The organism is Caulobacter sp. BE254 (assembly GCF_031457295.1).
Lineage (GTDB): Bacteria > Pseudomonadota > Alphaproteobacteria > Caulobacterales > Caulobacteraceae > Caulobacter.
The window spans coordinates 205,528-220,838 of the sequence record NZ_JAVDWJ010000003.1 but is presented as its reverse complement, the minus strand read 5'-3'; the positions used below and the strand labels follow the sequence as shown (position 1 = coordinate 220,838).

Sequence of the window (15,311 nt, the reverse complement as noted above, 5' to 3'; positions counted from 1 at the left end):
ACGGCCTGGGTCCAGACGCGAAAAGGCCCGCGAGGCGAACCTCGCGGGCCTTCCGTCGGTCGAAACCGAAGATGCTTAGGCGGCGACTGCGGTCGCGGCGGCCTTGGCCTTGACCTGGCGCTTGATCTTCAGGGCGCGCGGCGACAGCTGCTCGTCCTTGGCGCTCAGCAGGAACACGTCCAGGCCGCCCCGGAAGTCCAGGGTGCGCAGGGCCGCGTTGCTGATGCGCAGCTTGAAGGTCTGACCCAGCGAGTCCGACTGCAGCGACGCGGGCGACAGGGCCGGCAGGAAGCGGCGCTTGGTCTTGATGTTCGAGTGGCTCACATTGTGGCCGACCATCGGACCGATCCCGGTGAGTTCGCAACGGCGCGACATGGCGGATACCTTGGGCTTGGGCGAAGCCGACGGCTCCGCAACATGAATTCGGCGCGCGAAGGCGGACCGCCGCGCGAGAGCGGGCGATATAGGCGAAGGGGGCTCGCCGAGTCAAGCCGCGCCTGACGATCCGCGCCGCAACATCGCCTTCAAGCGCGGTTCATCTGCCGCTTCCTATATAGAGTGTCGTCCACGAGGAGATTGATGCATGCGCCTGCTTGCCCCCGCCATGATCGCCGGAACCCTGGTCCTGGGCGTCGTGGCGGCCGTCGCGGCCCCCCAGATGGCTGATGCGGCCGGCGCGCACACGACGATTCTGCCCGGCCAGTGGGAGTACAGCTACCGCATCGGCCCAATCCCGGCCGGCGGCGAGGATCGCTGCCTCAAGCCGGCCGACGTCGAGCAGTTCTCCAAGGGCATCTGCACCCGCAAATACACCTGCGACTACGAGACTCGCGTGGTGCAGGACGGCAAGGTGGCCTTGAAGGGAACCTGGACCGACAAGAAGGGCCGGGTCGCCCCGGTGACCGCCAACGGGACCTACACCCCCGAAAGCTTCCGCCTGAACGTCCGCATGAAAACGATCAACGGCCTCCCCCTGGCCGGGGTGATGGACGCCAAGCGCGTCAGCGCCGAGTGCAAGGCGGGCTGACGGGGCGGCGGGACGCCTGTTTGTGGTTAATGCGAATTAAGCTACAATGGGTGGTAGGGAACAAACACTGAATCGGGCCAAGTCGCTGATTCGGTCATGATTCGTTTCGCTCGTGTTCGGGCGAAGGTTAGCCGGCGTTAACCGGTCGAGCTTCCCAGGCCTGGCGACATCATCGGACGGGCGGCCGCAGGGCCGTCGCGACCAGTTGGGTGTCCATATATTCGGTCAGCGAGACGATCTTGCCGTCCGCCAGCCGGCAGACCCAGCAATAGGTGTTGTCGTAGCGCTGGCCCGCCCTGGTGGCGACCTTGCCCCGGCATTCGACCACCACCGTATCGCCCTCGGCGACGATCGCGTCGGCGACGTTCAGATATTGGTCGGCGAACTGGGCGAACAGCGGGGCCAGCAGGTCGCGGCGGATGGCGGCTTTACCGGCATAGACGCCCGACCAGGCCGTGGTTCCGATCATCCGCCAGACGGCGGCCTCGTCCAGGCTGTCGAGGAACAGGCGGGCGTCGCCGCGCGCCAGGCCCTCGAAGATCGCCTGCATCAGTCGCTTGTTGTCGTCGGTCGCGCTCATGGCGGCTCTCCGGGCTGGGGTGGAGCCTGATGATCGGACGATGGAGATCATTCATCCAATCAATGCTGATGATGATCTATATTCGCCGAATGAACCTCGCCCGGCTCGACCTGAACCTCCTGGTGGCCCTGGACGCCCTGTTGGCCGAGGGCGGCGTCGGGCGGGCGGCGCAACGGCTGAACCTGTCGCAGCCGGCGGTCAGCCACGCCTTGCGCCGCCTGCGCGAGGCGACCGGCGACCCGCTGCTGGTGCGGGTCGGGCCGCGGATGGAGCTGACGCCGCACGCCCAGGCCCTGCGCGCGCCCCTGGCCCAGGCCCTGGATCAGGTGCGCGGCCTTTTCCAGGCCCAGGGCTTCGACCCGGCGACCAGCACGCGGCGCTTCCGCCTGATGATGCCCGACCTGTGCGTCGACCTGCTGATGCCGGCCGTGCTGGCCCAGGTCGCCGCCGCCGCGCCTGGCGTGCGGTTGGATGTCGTGCCCTGGCGCGGCCCGGCGGTGCTGACCCCGGACTTCGCCCGCACCATCGACCTGGTGGTCGCCTGGACCGGCGAGGCCTATCCCGGCTTCCATCGCCAGACGCTCTATACGGATCGCGACGCCCTGGCCGTGCGGCGCGGTCATCCGGGCATCGACCGGCTCTCGACCGTCGAAGGCTTCGCCGCCGCCCGCCACGTGGCCGTGGTCGGGGCCGGCGAGCGCGACGACGCCATCGAGCCCTTCCTGCGCCAGAACGGCCTGGAACGTCGCATCGCCCTGACCGTGCCCAGCTACCTGCAGGCCCTGCGGATGACCGCCCGCTCCGACCTGGTGGCCTTCGTGCCGGGCCGGCTGATCGCGGCCCTGGCCGGGCCCCTGGACCTGGTCCGGGTCGAGCCGCCGATCGATCCGGGCGAGGACGCGCAGTACCTGTTCCACCCGGTGGTGGCGCACAGGGATCCAGGGTCGGTGTGGATCCGCGAGTTGGTGCTGCGGGTGGGCCGGGGGCTGTAAAAACCCCCTCAGTCGCTCCGCGACAGCTCCCCCAGAGGGGGAGCATCTCGGCGCCGCGCAGATCCTCCCCCTCTGGGGGAGGTGGCCCGAAGGGCCGGAGGGGGCCTACCGCCCCCGCTGCGGCGCCACCGAGAACTCCAGGTCGAACAGCGTCGGCGCGGCGCTGGTCCTGGCCCGCTCGATGGTCAGCATCCGCGCCTTGGTCTCGACGCCGCCGGGAGCCGAGAAGCCGCCGCTCTTGCCGTCGGCGCCCAGCACGCGGTGACAGGGGACGATGATCGGCCAGGGGTTCTCGCCCAGGGCCTTGCCGATGGCCCGGGCCGCGCCCGGCTCGTTCATGGCCTTGGCGATCTGGCCGTAGGTCGAGGTCTCGCCGGGCGGGATGGCGCGGGCGATCTCGTAGACCCGGCGGTTGAACGGGGCGACGATGCTGAAGTCCAGCTCGACGTCGGTCAGGTCGTCGCGGCCGCCGGCCAGCAGGTCGTTGATCCGCTCGATCGTCCGCTGGACGGCGGGCGGCGGCGGAGAAGTCTCGACCGCGTCCGGATAGCGGCGGCGCAGGCGGGCCCAGGCGGCGCCCGGCGCGGCCTCGGGCAGCTGAGCGCCCATCAGCCCCTGCCCGCCCCAGGCCAGGCCGCACAGTCCGATCGGCGTCTCGAAGAGGGCGAAGCCTTGGGTCATGCGAGGAATATAGCAGCGGGCGAGGGGGAGTGGAGTCGCCGATCGGTGCTTCTCTCTCCCGTTGTCATCCCGGAAAGCGCGCAGCGCTTGTCCGGGACCCAGGCGAACCGCACCGCATCAGCCCAGTCCCCTGGGTCCCGGACAGCCTCTGCGAGGCTTCCGGGATGACAACGGTTGACGCGCGGGTTGTTTCCAACTGCGCCGTTCCTCCCTACGATTTCCGTTTCTTGCTGTCCCGGAGAGCCTCGTGCGCCGCATCCTCACCCTCGCCGCCTTGATGGCCAGCGCCAGCCTGGCGCCCGCCTTCGCCGGCGACCTGCTGATCCACGGCGGTCCGATCCATACCGGCGTCGCCGCCGCCCCGACGGCCCAGGCCGTGCTGGTCCGCGACGACCGCATCGCCTTCGTCGGCGACCTGGCCGCCGCCCGGGCCAAGGCGGCCAAGGGCGCGCGCGACATCGACCTGAAGGGCGCGGCGGCCTTCCCCGGCTTCGTCGACGCCCACGCCCACCTGACCGGCGTCGGCCTGCGCGAGCTGACCCTGAACCTGGACCGCACCGACTCGGTCGAGAGCCTGGTCGCCGCCGTAAAGGTCTACGCCACGGCCCATCCCGACGGCCCGATCTTCGGGCGGGGCTGGATCGAGACCCATTGGCCCGAGAAGCGCTTCCCCAACCGCGCCGACCTCGACCGCGCCGCGCCCGGCCGGATCGTCGTGCTGGAGCGGGCCGACGGTCACGCGGTGGTCGCCTCCAGCGCCGCCCTGGCGGCCGCGAAGGTCACGCGGGACACCCCCACCCCGGCCGGCGGCCAGATCCTCAAGGGCCCCGACGGCGCGCCCGACGGCCTGCTGGTCGACCACGCCCAGGGTCTGGTCGCCGGCGTGATCCCGCCGCCGTCCGAGGCCCTCAAGCGCCAGGCCCTGGAAAAGGCCGGCGCCCTCTACGCCTCGCGCGGCTGGACGGGCCTGGGCAATATGAGCGTCGAGGGGCCCGACCTGGCGATCCTCACAGCCCTGGCGGCGGACAAGAAGTTCGGCCTGCGGGTCGACAACTACATGGATCCCAGCGGCGCGGCCCAGGTGCTGGCCAAGGGGCCGTCCACCGACGCCACCGGCCTGATCCGGGTGCGCGGGATCAAACTCTACATGGACGGCGCCCTGGGCTCGCGCGGCGCGGCGCTGCTGGAGCCCTACAGCGACGCCGAGGGGTTGGGCCTGCAGCTGACCCCGCGCGACAAGGGCCTGGCGCTGATGAAGCAGGCCAAGGCCGTCGGCGCCCAGGTGGCCATGCACGCCATCGGCGACCGCGGCAACCGCATGGCGCTGGACTGGTTCCAGGAGGCCCTGGCCGGCGACACCACGGCCCGCTGGCGCATCGAGCACGCCCAGATCGTCGCCGACACCGACCTGCCGCGCTTCGCCAAGCTCGGCGTCGTCGCCTCGATGCAGCCCAGCCACGCCATCGGCGACCTCTATTTCGCCCCCGCGCGCCTGGGCAAGGACCGGCTGCACGAGGGCTATCGCTGGAAGGACTTCCTGGACAGCGGGGCGGTGATCGCCGCCGGCTCGGACGCGCCGGTCGAGGTCGGCGACCCGCGCATCGAGTTCTACGCCGCCGTCTATCGCCATAGCCTGGACGGCTTCGCCAACGCCGACTGGCATCTGGACGAGGCGGTCAGCCGCGACCAGGCCCTGCGCATGCTGACCTGGGCCCCGGCCTACGCCGCCTTCGCGGAGACGGACCGCGGCACGCTGGAGGCGGGCAAGAAGGCCGACGTCACGGTGTTCAGCAAGGACCTGATGACCGTGGCCCCGGCCGAGATTCTGAAGGCCGAGACGGTCCTGACGGTGGTCGACGGCAAGGTGGTGTTCGAGAAGTAGGGCAGGGCCAGTCCTGTCTTTTTCTGTCCACTCTCCCTCTCCGTTGTCATCCCGGAAAGCGCGCAGCGCTTGTCCGGGATCCAGGTGAACCGCAAGGCCTTCGCCCAGTCTCCTGGGTCCCGGACAGCCTCTGCGAGGCTTCCGGGATGACAACGGTTTGGAGCGGGCTCTACTTCCGCGTCCGCTCCACCACCTCGCGCACCGCGTCGATGACGGCTTGAGGTTGGTCGAGCTGGATCTGGTGGCCGGTGTTGGCCACGGTCACGATCCGGCCGCTCGGCGCCGGCGCCAGTGCGGCGAACTCGGCGACCGCGTCGGCCACGATCCCGTCATAGGCCGCCTGACTGACCGAAGCCGGCTTGCCGTAGACGCGCCTGAGCAGGATCACCGGCGGGGCGTCGGCCAAGGGTGGCGCGACGCTCCATTGGGCCTGGTCCGACGTTGGGCCGCCGGGCGCTTCGCCGTAAAAGGCGAGATATTCCGAGAGCGTGGCCGCCTGGGTCTGGGCGCGGGCCAGCTGGCGGTCCGTCTCGGCGTGCAGGACGGGATCCTCCAGCGGCGGGTCGTCCAGGCAGACGGCGTCGCCAGGCCGTCCAGGAACCAGCTGGCCGGCCCTGGCCAGGTCCAGGCAACGCCGGTAGCGCGCGACCTGCTCCAGGCGGTTTGCGTCCAGCTTGGCGACGGCGTCCGGACCCAGGAACTTCAGATAACTCTCGCGCTGACCGAAAGTCGAGGGATCGACCAGCACCAGGCCGGCCACCTGCCGGGGATGGGTGCGGGCGTAGTAGGCGACATAGCGCCCGCCCAGCGAATGGCCGACCAGGACGGGTTTTCCGAGCCCGGCGGCCTTGATCAGCCGTTCCAGGTCGGCGGCGTTGTGGACCAGGTCGGACGGATGGTCGCTGGAGTCGCTGAAGCCCAGGCCGGCCCGGTCGTAGGAACAGGCGGTGGCGAAGGCGGCGATTCGGGCCTGGACCTTGCGCCAGGTCATGGTGGTGTCGCTGAAGCCCGTCTCCATCAGCACGACGGGCCCGTGGCCTTGGCAGAACAGGTTCAGCTTGCGACCGCCGCCGATGTCGACCAGTCGGGCCGGGGCGGTGTAGACGGCCGAAGGAATGGCCTCGGGGACCTGGGCCGTCGCCACGCTGGACACAGCCCAAGCCGCCAGAACCGCCGACCCGACAAGATGCTTCATGCTCGCCCCCGTTTCAGGGGAGAGAGGAAAGCGCGAATGGGGTCCGATCATGGCGCGCGGTAAAAGCCCGGCGGCTCCCTACCGCACGATCGTCGCCTGCCGCGCCGTCAGCAGCCAGCGCTCGCCATCGGGCCGCCACAGCTCGGTGAAGCGGCGGCGCACCGTCTGGCCGGCCAGCGGGTTCTGGCCCTTGGGCACGACGGTCTCCTCGCCCATCAGCAGCACCATGTCGCCGCGCAGCGAGGCGTGCTCGATCAGCCGTCCGTACTGGCTGTAGCTGATCTTGCCGTCGGCGTTCAGCTGGCGGACCATCGTGCTGGGCGCGACGATGTTGACCGGATTGTTGACCACCAGCTCGGGCGCCAGGGCGGCGGCGAACACCGCATATTCGTCGGCGACCAGGGCGGCGTCGACCTTCTCGATCGCCTGCATCACGGCGGCGATCCTGTCGTCGAGCACCGCCGCCTGGACCTCGGGATTGGCGGCCTTCCATCGGGAATTCTGCACGGCTCGAGCCTCCGTTCGGTGACGTAAGGACAGCCAGGAAAGCATAGGCTTCGCGGGGGCGACGGCAAGCCGCCCCGGCTCGGTGCGTCAGTTCACCACGCGACCAGGACCAGTCCCGGAATGTCCTGGAAATCGGCGGCGTTGCGGGTAACCAGGGCGGCGCGGTGCACCAGGGCCTGGGCGGCGATCATGCGGTCCAGGATCTTGCGGCGCGAATAACCTGCGGCCTCGACGATCGCGCGATAGGCGTTGGCGGCTTCGCGGTCGAAGTCCAGGACGGGGAGGGCGTCCAGGATGACGTCGAGGCGCGCTCTGCGGACGCCGGCTTCTGAAGGTTCGCGATGGACGCCGCCTTCGAGCTCGACCTGGGTGATGATCGACAGCAGCACGGCGCCCTCGAGCGCGGCGATCTTGCCGGTGACCAGCGGATCGCCGTCCCGCAGGTGGATCGCGATGTTGGTATCGAGGAGGTAGGGCGCCATTGCGGCTCTCAGAGCCCGGGCCGTTCCGGCAGCGGCTCCTCGTCGCGCACTTCGATGTTCGTCGGGCGGGGCAGGGCGGTCAGGCGTTCGACCATGTCGCTGAGCGGCGGTCGAGCGGGATAGAGGGTCAGCACGTCGCCGGAGCGCACCAGGGTGAGCTCGACGTCAGCCCCGAACGCTACGCCGCGCGGCAGGCGGACCGCTTCGCTGTTGCCGCTCTTGAAGGTGCGACAGGTCACGATGGTCATTTTTCGATCCTTCGTCATCACACGTATATACCTTTCGGCACGATCCGGAGCAAGGCGTCCGGATGGCTGCCTGGACGAAGATGATGTTCCCAGTCATGGCCTGGGCGTGGCGAGCTGGATCCATGCGGCTTGGGTCGCCAACCTATGGTCTTCGTTCCATGGCGGGCCGAGCGCGGCGCCCATGGCCTTCAGGCGCGCCTCCAGCGTTGGGCCGTCGATCCGCAGCGCCTCGCCGAGCAAGCCCGGAAGGTCGTGCTCGCCCACGCGGCGAACCTCCAGCTCCAGTCCGGCGCAGGCCGAGGCGACGACGTCGCGATAGAAGTCGCCTTCCGCGGCGTGGATGCGGGCATGCGCCCGCAGGATGTCCTCCAGGCTTCGCGAAGGCCGCGCCGGCCCGCCCGGGACGACGGCCACGCGGACCTCGACACCGTCGCGCCGCAGGTCGGCGATGAAGCGGTCGACCTCACGCGCCGCGTTGGCTTGCGTCGCCGCGCGGACCTCGGCGATCAGGGCGTGGGCCTTGGCCGGCTCCAAGGCGGCGGCCTGATGATAGACGAAGCGTTCCCGGCCGGCGGCGAAGACGATCCGGCGCCGCGCGACGACTCGCGGCGCATCCGGATGGCCCGCGAGCGCGACCGCGGCGGTCCAGTAGGTGTGGGGCCGAAATCCCAGGACGGCCATCGAGGGGCTGTCGTCCATGGCGTCCTCCGCGTGGGTCGACGCTACGCCTCGGGCCTTCAAGAGTCCTCTCTCATCGGAGGGCTATACGGTCACACCCCGCTTGCCCCGCCGCGATTCCCATCCCACCTTTGAGTCATGAGCGACCGTTCGACAGGCCTGGCCCCTTCCAAGCTCACGGCGGTTCTCGGCCCCACCAATACCGGCAAGACCCACCTGGCCGTCGAGCGGATGCTGGGCCATGCCTCGGGCATGATCGGCCTGCCGCTGCGGCTGCTGGCCCGCGAGATCTACGACCGCATCGTCAAGCTGCGCGGCAAGGCCTCGGTGGCCCTGATCACTGGCGAGGAGAAGATCGTCCCGCCGCGCGCGGCCTATTTCGTCTGCACGGTCGAGGCCATGCCACTGGGCCGCGAGGTCGAGTTCGTGGCCGTCGACGAGATCCAGCTGTGCGCCGATCCCGAGCGCGGCCACATCTTCACCCATCGGCTGCTGCACGCCCGGGGCCGGTTCGAGACCATGCTGCTGGGGGCCGGGACCATGGCCCCGCTGGTCCGCCGCCTGCTGCCCGACGCGGAGATCGTGACGCGGGAGCGGTTCTCCAATCTCACCTATTCCGGCTCCAAGAAGCTGACCCGCCTGCCGCGCCGCTCGGCGGTGGTGGCCTTCTCGACCGACGCCGTCTACGCGATCGCCGAGCTGATCCGCCGCCAGCGGGGCGGGGCGGCCGTGGTCATGGGGTCCTTGAGCCCCCGCACCCGCAACGCCCAGGTGGCGCTCTACCAGAGCGGCGAGGTCGACTTCCTGGTGGCCACCGACGCCATCGGCATGGGCCTGAACATGGACGTCGACCACGTGGCCTTCGCGGGCCTGCGCAAGTTCGACGGCAAGCGCACCCGCTGGCTGCACCCGCAGGAGGTGGGCCAGATCGCCGGCCGCGCCGGGCGCTACACCCGCGATGGCACGTTCGGGGTGACCGGCGACTGCGAGGAGATGGACGAGGACCTGGTCGAGAGCGTCGTCGAGCACCGGTTCGAGCCGGTGATGGGCGCGGAATGGCGCAACGCCCGGCTGGACTTCGGCAGTTTGCAGGGCCTGCTGCGCTCGCTGGCCGAGCCGCCGCATCGCGCGGGCCTGTCGTTGTCGGAAGAGGCGCTGGATGAGCGCACCCTGCGCAAGCTGGCCCAGCAGGAAGACGTGGTCGCCCGCTGCAAGGCCGACCGCTCGGCCCTGATCCGGCTGTGGGACGTGTGCCAGACGCCGGACTTCCGCAAGACCACCGACGACGACCACCAGCGCATGGTCCGCACCCTGTTCGACGACCTGACCACGGGCCGCAAGCGGCTGCCGGAAGACTGGATCGCCGGCCAGTTCAAGGCCCTGGACCGCACCGACGGCGAGATCGACAGCCTGGCCGCGCGGCTGTCGGGGGTGCGCACGCTGAGCTACATCGCCAACCGCGGCGACTGGCTGCACAACCCGGTTCAGTGGCAGGGCATGACCCGGCAACTGGAGGACCGGTTGTCCGACACCCTGCACGAGAAGCTGATGGCCCGGTTCATCGACCGGCGCACCAGCGTCCTGATGCGCCAGTTGGGCGACCGCGAGACGATGCTGGCCGGGGTGGGGGCCGATGGGGCGGTGACGGTCGAGGGCCACGTGGTCGGCCGGCTGACCGGGGTCACCTTCGTCCAGGAAAAGGGCGGCAGCGCGCTGGAGGAGAAGGCGCTGCGCAACACCGCCCAGCGGGCCGTCACCCCCGAGATCGCTCGTCGCCTGGGCAAGCTGGCGGCCGAGCCCGACGGCGCCTTCACCCTGACGCCGGACGGCGTGGTGCTGTGGAACGGCGAGGCGGCCGGGGCGGTGCGCGCCTCCTCTGCAGGAGCGGGCGTGAACCTCCTGGCGCCCCGCGCCCGGCTGCTGGGCGACCTGGGCGACGCTGCGGCGCGGGAGCGGGCCGAGCGGCGGCTGGACGCCTTCCTGGCCGGCGAGGTCGACCGCAAGCTGCCTGGCCTGCGCAAGCTGGAGCGGGCCTTGGCCGGCGGCGAGCTGAAGGGCCTGCCGCGCGGCCTGGCCCATCGGCTGTTGGAGGCCGGCGGCGTGCTGGACAAGCGTGCGGTCGACACCGACCTGAAGGCCATGAGCCAGGCCGAGCGGCGCAACCTCAAGGCCCTGGGCGTGCGGATCGGGGCGTTCAGCCTGTTCCTGCCGTCGGTGCTGCGACCCGAGGCCCTGGCCACCGCCCGCGCCCTGACCCCCGGCGGCTGGCGCGGCGAGAGCGAGCGCCTGGCCGCCGCGCCCAGCCCGGCGCCAGACGCCCGCGCCCTGGCCGCCAACGGCCTGCGGCTGGTCGGCAAGGCGGTGGCCCCGGTCGAGATGCTGGAGCGGCTGGACGCCCTGCTGCGCGAGGGCCAGCGGCCTGGCGGGGTGGTGCTGACCGACGCGGCCCGCGACACCCTGGGCTGGACCCAGGCCGAGGCCGCCGCCGTGCTGCGGGCCCTGGACTACACCCCGGCCATCCGACCCAAGGAAGGCGACCCGATCCTGTGGAAGCGGCGCGGCGCCCAGCGGCCCGAGCCCAAGGTCACGGCCCGCCCGGACTCGCCGTTCGCGGCCCTGGCCCGGTTGACCGAGCCGCCGCCGAGACGGAAGAAGCCGCGCCGCCGCAAGCCGGCCGCCGCCAAGGCCGCCTCATGAACGACGAGGACCCCGGCCACTGCCGCGCCGACGTCTGGCTGTGGCGCGCGCGGTTCTTCAAGACCCGCTCCCTGGCCGGCCGCTTCGTCGAGGAAGGCCGCATCCGCCTGACCCGGACGGGCGTCGAGAGCCGCGTCGACAAGCCTTCGCGCGGCCTGCGCGTCGGCGACGCCCTGATGTTCGCCATCGGCGGCCGCATCGTCTCGGTGCGCGTGCTGGGCTTCGGCGAACGGCGCGGCCCGGCGACGGAAGCGCGGGAGCTGTACGAGGCGGTGGAGGGGTGACGGTCCTCCCCTGTGGGGGAAGCGATCGGTGGGGGGAGTATTTGGATCGGCGATCCGGGATGTGATCACCAGCCGACCACTCCCCCCTCCGTCGGCGTCGCCGACACCTCCCCCAAAGGGGGAGGATCTTTGAATCTTGGCCACCACTTCCGCGAGCATTTCGGGTGGACGTTCCCCATGAAAGCCCTAGCTTGGACACCGGAATGGGAGCGCCTCGCATGATCCGTCGTTTTGTCTTGGCCTTGGGTTTGGCTCTTGCCCTGACCGGGCCGGCTTTCGCCGCCGACAAGCCGCCGCCGATCCGCGTCTTCGACATCCCGACGCTGGAGCGCCTGGGCGGGGCGATCTACCGCCAGGACCGCGCCGCCTGGTTGGCCACCGACGCCCTGACGGCCAAGGTTCCCGATCTGAACGGAGCGGGCTTCAAGGGCTGGATCGTCGAAGGCCAGGGCGACGAGGAGAAGGTGCGGTTCCTGCGCGACACCGGTTCAGGCCTGGAAGCGGGCTACGACGTGGTGGTCGGCCGCAAGGGCGCGGGGGCGGTGGTCCAGCCGGCCGACCGATCGCTGACCGCCGAAGAGCGCGCTGCCTTCGCGGCTCGCCAGACGGCGATCAAGAAGCTGCCGGACGTCTGCCGCCAAGGCTACAACAGCGTCGTGATCAGGGATGTCGAGGGCGACGGCTGGCTGGTCTGGCTGCTGGCCCCCAGTCCGGCGCGCGACGTGATCCCGATGGGCGGCCATTATCGCTTCTCGGTCAGCGCCGACGGCCGGACGGTCAATCGGGTCGATGCTCTGTCCGCCAGTTGCCTGACGATGAACGCCAAGCCGGATCTGCCGCCCGGCGCCAAGTCGCCGATGCTCTACGTCAACCATATCGTCTCGCCGACGCCGCTTGAGACCCATGTCTTCCTGGGGCTGACGTACCGCCTGCCGATCGTGGTCGGGACCGGCAAGGACACGCTGTGGATCGTCGAGGGCGGCAAGATCTCGCGGATGAAATAGCGATCACGTGCAGCTGGCCGGGGCGCCAAAGAGGTCCTCCCCCTGTGGGGGAGGCGATTGCGTAGCGATCGGTGGGGGGAGTTTTAGGACGCTCGATCCGGGTTGTGGCCGTCTGCCGATCACTCCCCCCTCCGTCGGCTTCGCCGACACCTCCCCCACAGGGGGAGGACTTCTAGATCCCGAACCCCTTCAAATACCCTGGCACCAACGCCGCCGGCATCGGCCGGCTGAAGTGGTAGCCCTGGATCTGGTCGCAACCGTAGTCGGCCAGGGCGTCCAGCTGGGCCTGGTCCTCGACGCCCTCGGCGATGACCTTCATACCCATCGACGAGCCCAGGGTGACCACCGCCTTGACGATGGCCGCGTCCTCGGCGTTCTGGACGAAGGACTTGTCGATCTTCAGCCGGTCGATCGGGAACTGGCGCAGGTTGGCCAGGCTGGCGTAGCCGGTGCCGAAGTCGTCGAGCGCGATCATCACCCCGGCCTGGTGCAACTGGCGGACGGTGTCGCTGACCATGTCCGAGCCCCAGCCCATGTAGACGTTCTCGGTGACCTCGATGGTCAGCCGGTCGCAGGGCACGTTCCAGCGCTTGAGCCGATCCTGGACCTCTTCGGCCAGGCGCCCGCTGCGGAACTGGGCGGCCGAGATGTTGACGGCCACGCGGCCGAACTCGACGCCGGCGTCCAGCCAGTCGCGCATCTGCTTCAGGGCGGTCTCGAAAGCCAGGTCGCCCAGCTTCAGCGACAGGTCCTGGTCCTCGAAGGCGGCCATGAAGCGGTCGGGGGTCAGCACGCCCTGCTCGGGATGGTCCCAGCGCATCAGGGCCTCGAAGCCGCTGACGCTGTTGGACGCCAGGTCGACGACGGGCTGGTAGTAAAGCACGAACTCCTTGGCGGTGATCGCCGCGCGCACGTCGCGCAGCAGCTCGATCCGCCGTTCCAGGGCCGAGCGCATCGACGGGTCGAACACGACGCTGCGGTTGCGGCCCTCGTCCTTGGCCCGATAGAGGGCGATGTCGGCGTTCTTGATCATGTGGCTGGGATCGGCGTCGGGGTCGCCGTGCAGGGCCGCCCCGATGCTGGCGCTGACCGAGAAGCTGCGGCCGCCGTGCTCGATCGGCCGGCGCAGCAGGTCCTGCAGGGCGTTGACCGGCCGCATCATGTCGGCCTCGGAATGCAGGCCGCGCAGGATCACCGCGAACTCGTCGCCGCCCAGCCGGGCCACGGTGTCGCCGGACCGGAACGCCGCATGCAGCATCTCGGCCAGACGTTTCAGCAGGGCGTCGCCGGCGTCGTGGCCCAGGGTGTCGTTGATGTCCTTGAAGTGATCGACGTCGATCATGATCAGGCCGAACAGCTCGCCCATGATCTCGGAAGCGTCGACGGCCTCCTGGAACTTGCGATTGAAATACGCTCTGTTCGGCAGGCCGGTCAGGCTGTCCTTGAAGGCCAGGTTCTCGACGGCCTCGGTCTGGCGGCGGCGGTCGGTGATGTCCTTGAACAGGTTGACCAGCCGTTCCGGCTTGCCGTCGGCGCCCAGGAACTTCTTTCCGACCGAGCGCACCCAGGTCTCGACCCCGTCGTCGCGATTGAGGCGAAACTCGAAGACCTGGGCCTCGCCGTCCTTGCGGGCCCGGACCATTTCGGCGATCCGCTCATGGTCGTCGGGGTGGACGATCTCCATCGGGTCGTTCTTGAACAGGCACCACTTCTCCAGTTCGGGCGAGGTGCCCGAGCAGTAGATCTCGCCGGTCCGCAGGTCGTATTCGCGGACCATCAGTTCGTCGAGCTCCAGCGCCATCCTCAGCCGCTGTTGGTCGCGCTCGGCCTTCAGGGCGGTCTCGGCGTAGCCGCTGACGTCGCGGGCGGTGACGATGACCGCCAGGGTGCGGCCTGTCTCCGTCAGGGTGGCTGCGAATTCGGTGCGCCAGATGCGGGGCTCGGCGCCGCCCACCGAGATCGAGCGGTAGCGCGAGAACGGCTCGCCGAACGCCACGCAGCGCTCCAGGCTGTCGACGTCCTCGGGGCTGACCAGGGCGCGGCGGAAGTCGTCGCCGACGGAGACGCCGGGCGACAGGCCGTGGCTGGCCCAGTCGGGGCTGACGGCGGTCAGGCGGAAGCCGGCGTCGACCAGCGCCGCCGCGAACGGGGCGTGGCGCACGAACGTCTCGAAGGCGTCCATCTGGGCCCCTGGGGCCTTGGTCTCTTGCGGCGTGATCGAGACCTGGGTGCGCACGGCGGCTCTCGTCATGGGTCGGGTTGTCGACTTCTTGTTTGTTTTCCTCGGCTTGGTTGTGACCGAGCTTCGATAAGAAAGGGTAACGTAACGGCGGTATCCGAAGATCCGCGCCTATTTAAGGTGGCGTCCGGCGTCCAGGGCTAGGCCGGTGTGAGAAATCCTGGGCCTGCGCGCAGCCAAGCCGCATTGACAAGCGGCCCCATGGCTTCGAAAACGCGGCCTCTCTCGCGCTAGTCCCGGAATACACCGAGCCTTCGATGACCTACATCGTTACCGACGCCTGCATCAAATGTAAGTTCATGGACTGCGTCGAGGTGTGCCCGGTCGACTGCTTCTATGAGGGCGAGAACTTCCTGGCCATCAATCCGGACGAATGCATCGACTGCGGCGTCTGCGAGCCCGAGTGCCCGATCGACGCCATCAAGCCCGACACCGAGGACGAGCCGGACGGCAAGTGGCTGCGGATCAATTCCGAATACGCCAAGATCTGGCCGAACATCACGGTCAAGGGCACGCCCCCCGCCGACCGCGAAGAGTTCGAACGCGAAACCGGCAAGTTCGAGAAATATTTCAGCGAAAAGCCCGGCAAGGGCAGCTGAGCCGGCCCCTCCGAGCTTCGGCTCAGGGAACGCCGGCCGGCGCATGGCTGGCGATGCCGCCGCCCCGGGCCAGACGGCGATCGAAATCCCGGAATTTCGCCGGAAATGGCCGGAAAGATCGGTCAAATCAGCTTGGCTGGGCGGCTAAACAGGTCGCAAGCCTTTCATCAAGCTGAATTTTATGATATTGTCGCTCTCGACGTAACGGTCGCGATT

16 protein-coding genes are annotated in these 15,311 nt (G+C 69.7%); 7 read left to right on the top strand and 9 right to left on the bottom strand.

Annotated elements, in window-relative coordinates; genetic code table 11:
• Nucleotides 1-75: 75 nt before the first annotated feature.
• On the bottom strand, nucleotides 76-375 hold the full coding sequence (gene rpmB / locus J2X41_RS07780; RefSeq protein ID WP_310081001.1) for a 50S ribosomal protein L28: 300 nt from the start codon (nucleotides 373-375) through the stop codon (nucleotides 76-78).
• Between the two features lie 208 nt (nucleotides 376-583).
• Here rpmB and J2X41_RS07775 point away from each other — a divergent pair, with 208 nt between their 5' ends.
• Nucleotides 584-1,027: a DUF3617 family protein gene (locus J2X41_RS07775; RefSeq protein WP_310081000.1), complete on the top strand. Its 444-nt coding sequence runs from the start codon at nucleotides 584-586 to the stop codon at nucleotides 1,025-1,027.
• 169 nt (nucleotides 1,028-1,196) lie between these two features.
• Here J2X41_RS07775 and J2X41_RS07770 read toward each other — a convergent pair whose 3' ends face one another.
• Nucleotides 1,197-1,607: a nuclear transport factor 2 family protein gene (locus J2X41_RS07770; RefSeq protein ID WP_310080999.1), complete on the bottom strand. Its 411-nt coding sequence runs from the start codon at nucleotides 1,605-1,607 to the stop codon at nucleotides 1,197-1,199.
• 68 nt (nucleotides 1,608-1,675) lie between these two features.
• Here J2X41_RS07770 and J2X41_RS07765 point away from each other — a divergent pair, with 68 nt between their 5' ends.
• Nucleotides 1,676-2,599, top strand: coding sequence for a LysR family transcriptional regulator (locus J2X41_RS07765; protein WP_310080998.1), 924 nt, complete (start codon nucleotides 1,676-1,678; stop codon nucleotides 2,597-2,599).
• A 105-nt stretch (nucleotides 2,600-2,704) separates the two neighbouring features.
• Here J2X41_RS07765 and J2X41_RS07760 read toward each other — a convergent pair whose 3' ends face one another.
• Nucleotides 2,705-3,280 carry a methylated-DNA--[protein]-cysteine S-methyltransferase gene (locus tag J2X41_RS07760; RefSeq protein WP_310080997.1) on the bottom strand — a complete coding sequence of 192 codons (576 nt, stop codon included), beginning with the start codon at nucleotides 3,278-3,280 and terminating at the stop codon, nucleotides 2,705-2,707.
• Between the two features lie 277 nt (nucleotides 3,281-3,557).
• On the opposite strand from J2X41_RS07760, the gene J2X41_RS07755 reads away from it, so the two are divergent.
• The gene (locus J2X41_RS07755; protein WP_310081247.1) at nucleotides 3,558-5,162 is read left to right on the top strand and encodes an amidohydrolase; all 1,605 of its coding nucleotides are present in this window, start codon (nucleotides 3,558-3,560) and stop codon (nucleotides 5,160-5,162) included.
• A gap of 169 nt (nucleotides 5,163-5,331) precedes the next feature.
• Here the strand turns inward: J2X41_RS07755 and J2X41_RS07750 are convergent, their stop codons facing one another.
• From J2X41_RS07750 to J2X41_RS07730, 5 genes are all read right to left on the bottom strand, one after another.
• Nucleotides 5,332-6,357 carry an alpha/beta hydrolase gene (locus J2X41_RS07750; protein WP_310080995.1) on the bottom strand — a complete coding sequence of 342 codons (1,026 nt, stop codon included), beginning with the start codon at nucleotides 6,355-6,357 and terminating at the stop codon, nucleotides 5,332-5,334.
• 78 nt (nucleotides 6,358-6,435) lie between these two features.
• On the bottom strand, nucleotides 6,436-6,864 hold the full coding sequence (locus J2X41_RS07745; RefSeq protein ID WP_310080994.1) for a nuclear transport factor 2 family protein: 429 nt from the start codon (nucleotides 6,862-6,864) through the stop codon (nucleotides 6,436-6,438).
• A gap of 92 nt (nucleotides 6,865-6,956) precedes the next feature.
• Nucleotides 6,957-7,346, bottom strand: coding sequence for a type II toxin-antitoxin system VapC family toxin (locus J2X41_RS07740; protein WP_310080993.1), 390 nt, complete (start codon nucleotides 7,344-7,346; stop codon nucleotides 6,957-6,959).
• Nucleotides 7,347-7,354: 8 nt separating this feature from the next.
• Nucleotides 7,355-7,594: an AbrB/MazE/SpoVT family DNA-binding domain-containing protein gene (locus J2X41_RS07735; RefSeq protein WP_310080992.1), complete on the bottom strand. Its 240-nt coding sequence runs from the start codon at nucleotides 7,592-7,594 to the stop codon at nucleotides 7,355-7,357.
• 93 nt (nucleotides 7,595-7,687) lie between these two features.
• Nucleotides 7,688-8,293, bottom strand: coding sequence for a hypothetical protein (locus tag J2X41_RS07730; RefSeq protein WP_310080991.1), 606 nt, complete (start codon nucleotides 8,291-8,293; stop codon nucleotides 7,688-7,690).
• 117 nt (nucleotides 8,294-8,410) lie between these two features.
• On the opposite strand from J2X41_RS07730, the gene J2X41_RS07725 reads away from it, so the two are divergent.
• The 3 genes from J2X41_RS07725 to J2X41_RS07715 all read left to right on the top strand — a co-directional run bounded on the left by J2X41_RS07725 (nucleotide 8,411) and on the right by J2X41_RS07715 (nucleotide 12,257).
• Complete coding sequence (locus J2X41_RS07725) at nucleotides 8,411-10,969, top strand: helicase-related protein (protein WP_310080989.1); 2,559 nt, start codon at nucleotides 8,411-8,413, stop codon at nucleotides 10,967-10,969.
• Complete coding sequence (locus J2X41_RS07720) at nucleotides 10,966-11,253, top strand: RNA-binding S4 domain-containing protein (RefSeq protein WP_310080988.1); 288 nt, start codon at nucleotides 10,966-10,968, stop codon at nucleotides 11,251-11,253. The genes J2X41_RS07725 and J2X41_RS07720 overlap by 4 nt, the downstream gene beginning before the upstream one ends.
• A 218-nt stretch (nucleotides 11,254-11,471) precedes the next feature.
• Entirely contained in the window at nucleotides 11,472-12,257 is a 786-nt protein-coding gene (locus J2X41_RS07715) for a hypothetical protein (RefSeq protein ID WP_310080986.1), read from the top strand.
• Between the two features lie 172 nt (nucleotides 12,258-12,429).
• Here the strand turns inward: J2X41_RS07715 and J2X41_RS07710 are convergent, their stop codons facing one another.
• Complete coding sequence (locus J2X41_RS07710) at nucleotides 12,430-14,508, bottom strand: EAL domain-containing protein (protein WP_310080984.1); 2,079 nt, start codon at nucleotides 14,506-14,508, stop codon at nucleotides 12,430-12,432.
• 245 nt (nucleotides 14,509-14,753) lie between these two features.
• Between J2X41_RS07710 and fdxA the strand changes: the two genes are divergently transcribed.
• Nucleotides 14,754-15,095, top strand: a complete 342-nt coding sequence (gene fdxA / locus J2X41_RS07705) for a ferredoxin FdxA (RefSeq protein ID WP_029908209.1) — start codon at nucleotides 14,754-14,756, stop codon at nucleotides 15,093-15,095.
• Nucleotides 15,096-15,311 lie beyond the last annotated feature (216 nt).

Excerpts from the sequence above, each read along its gene's own strand:
- J2X41_RS07770 (WP_310080999.1), bottom strand. The coding sequence starts at position 1,607 with ATGAGCGCGACCGACGACAACAAGCGACTGATGCAGGCGATCTTCGAG.
- J2X41_RS07715 (WP_310080986.1), top strand. The coding sequence starts at position 11,472 with ATGATCCGTCGTTTTGTCTTGGCCTTGGGTTTGGCTCTTGCCCTGACC.
- J2X41_RS07765 (WP_310080998.1), top strand. The coding sequence starts at position 1,676 with ATGATGATCTATATTCGCCGAATGAACCTCGCCCGGCTCGACCTGAAC.
- J2X41_RS07775 (WP_310081000.1), top strand. The coding sequence starts at position 584 with ATGCGCCTGCTTGCCCCCGCCATGATCGCCGGAACCCTGGTCCTGGGC.
- J2X41_RS07760 (WP_310080997.1), bottom strand. The coding sequence starts at position 3,280 with ATGACCCAAGGCTTCGCCCTCTTCGAGACGCCGATCGGACTGTGCGGC.
- rpmB (WP_310081001.1), bottom strand. The coding sequence starts at position 375 with ATGTCGCGCCGTTGCGAACTCACCGGGATCGGTCCGATGGTCGGCCAC.
- J2X41_RS07725 (WP_310080989.1), top strand. The coding sequence starts at position 8,411 with ATGAGCGACCGTTCGACAGGCCTGGCCCCTTCCAAGCTCACGGCGGTT.
- J2X41_RS07735 (WP_310080992.1), bottom strand. The coding sequence starts at position 7,594 with ATGACCATCGTGACCTGTCGCACCTTCAAGAGCGGCAACAGCGAAGCG.
- J2X41_RS07740 (WP_310080993.1), bottom strand. The coding sequence starts at position 7,346 with ATGGCGCCCTACCTCCTCGATACCAACATCGCGATCCACCTGCGGGAC.
- J2X41_RS07730 (WP_310080991.1), bottom strand. The coding sequence starts at position 8,293 with ATGGACGACAGCCCCTCGATGGCCGTCCTGGGATTTCGGCCCCACACC.
- J2X41_RS07720 (WP_310080988.1), top strand. The coding sequence starts at position 10,966 with ATGAACGACGAGGACCCCGGCCACTGCCGCGCCGACGTCTGGCTGTGG.
- J2X41_RS07755 (WP_310081247.1), top strand. The coding sequence starts at position 3,558 with ATGGCCAGCGCCAGCCTGGCGCCCGCCTTCGCCGGCGACCTGCTGATC.
- J2X41_RS07750 (WP_310080995.1), bottom strand. The coding sequence starts at position 6,357 with ATGAAGCATCTTGTCGGGTCGGCGGTTCTGGCGGCTTGGGCTGTGTCC.
- J2X41_RS07710 (WP_310080984.1), bottom strand. The coding sequence starts at position 14,508 with ATGACGAGAGCCGCCGTGCGCACCCAGGTCTCGATCACGCCGCAAGAG.
- fdxA (WP_029908209.1), top strand. The coding sequence starts at position 14,754 with ATGACCTACATCGTTACCGACGCCTGCATCAAATGTAAGTTCATGGAC.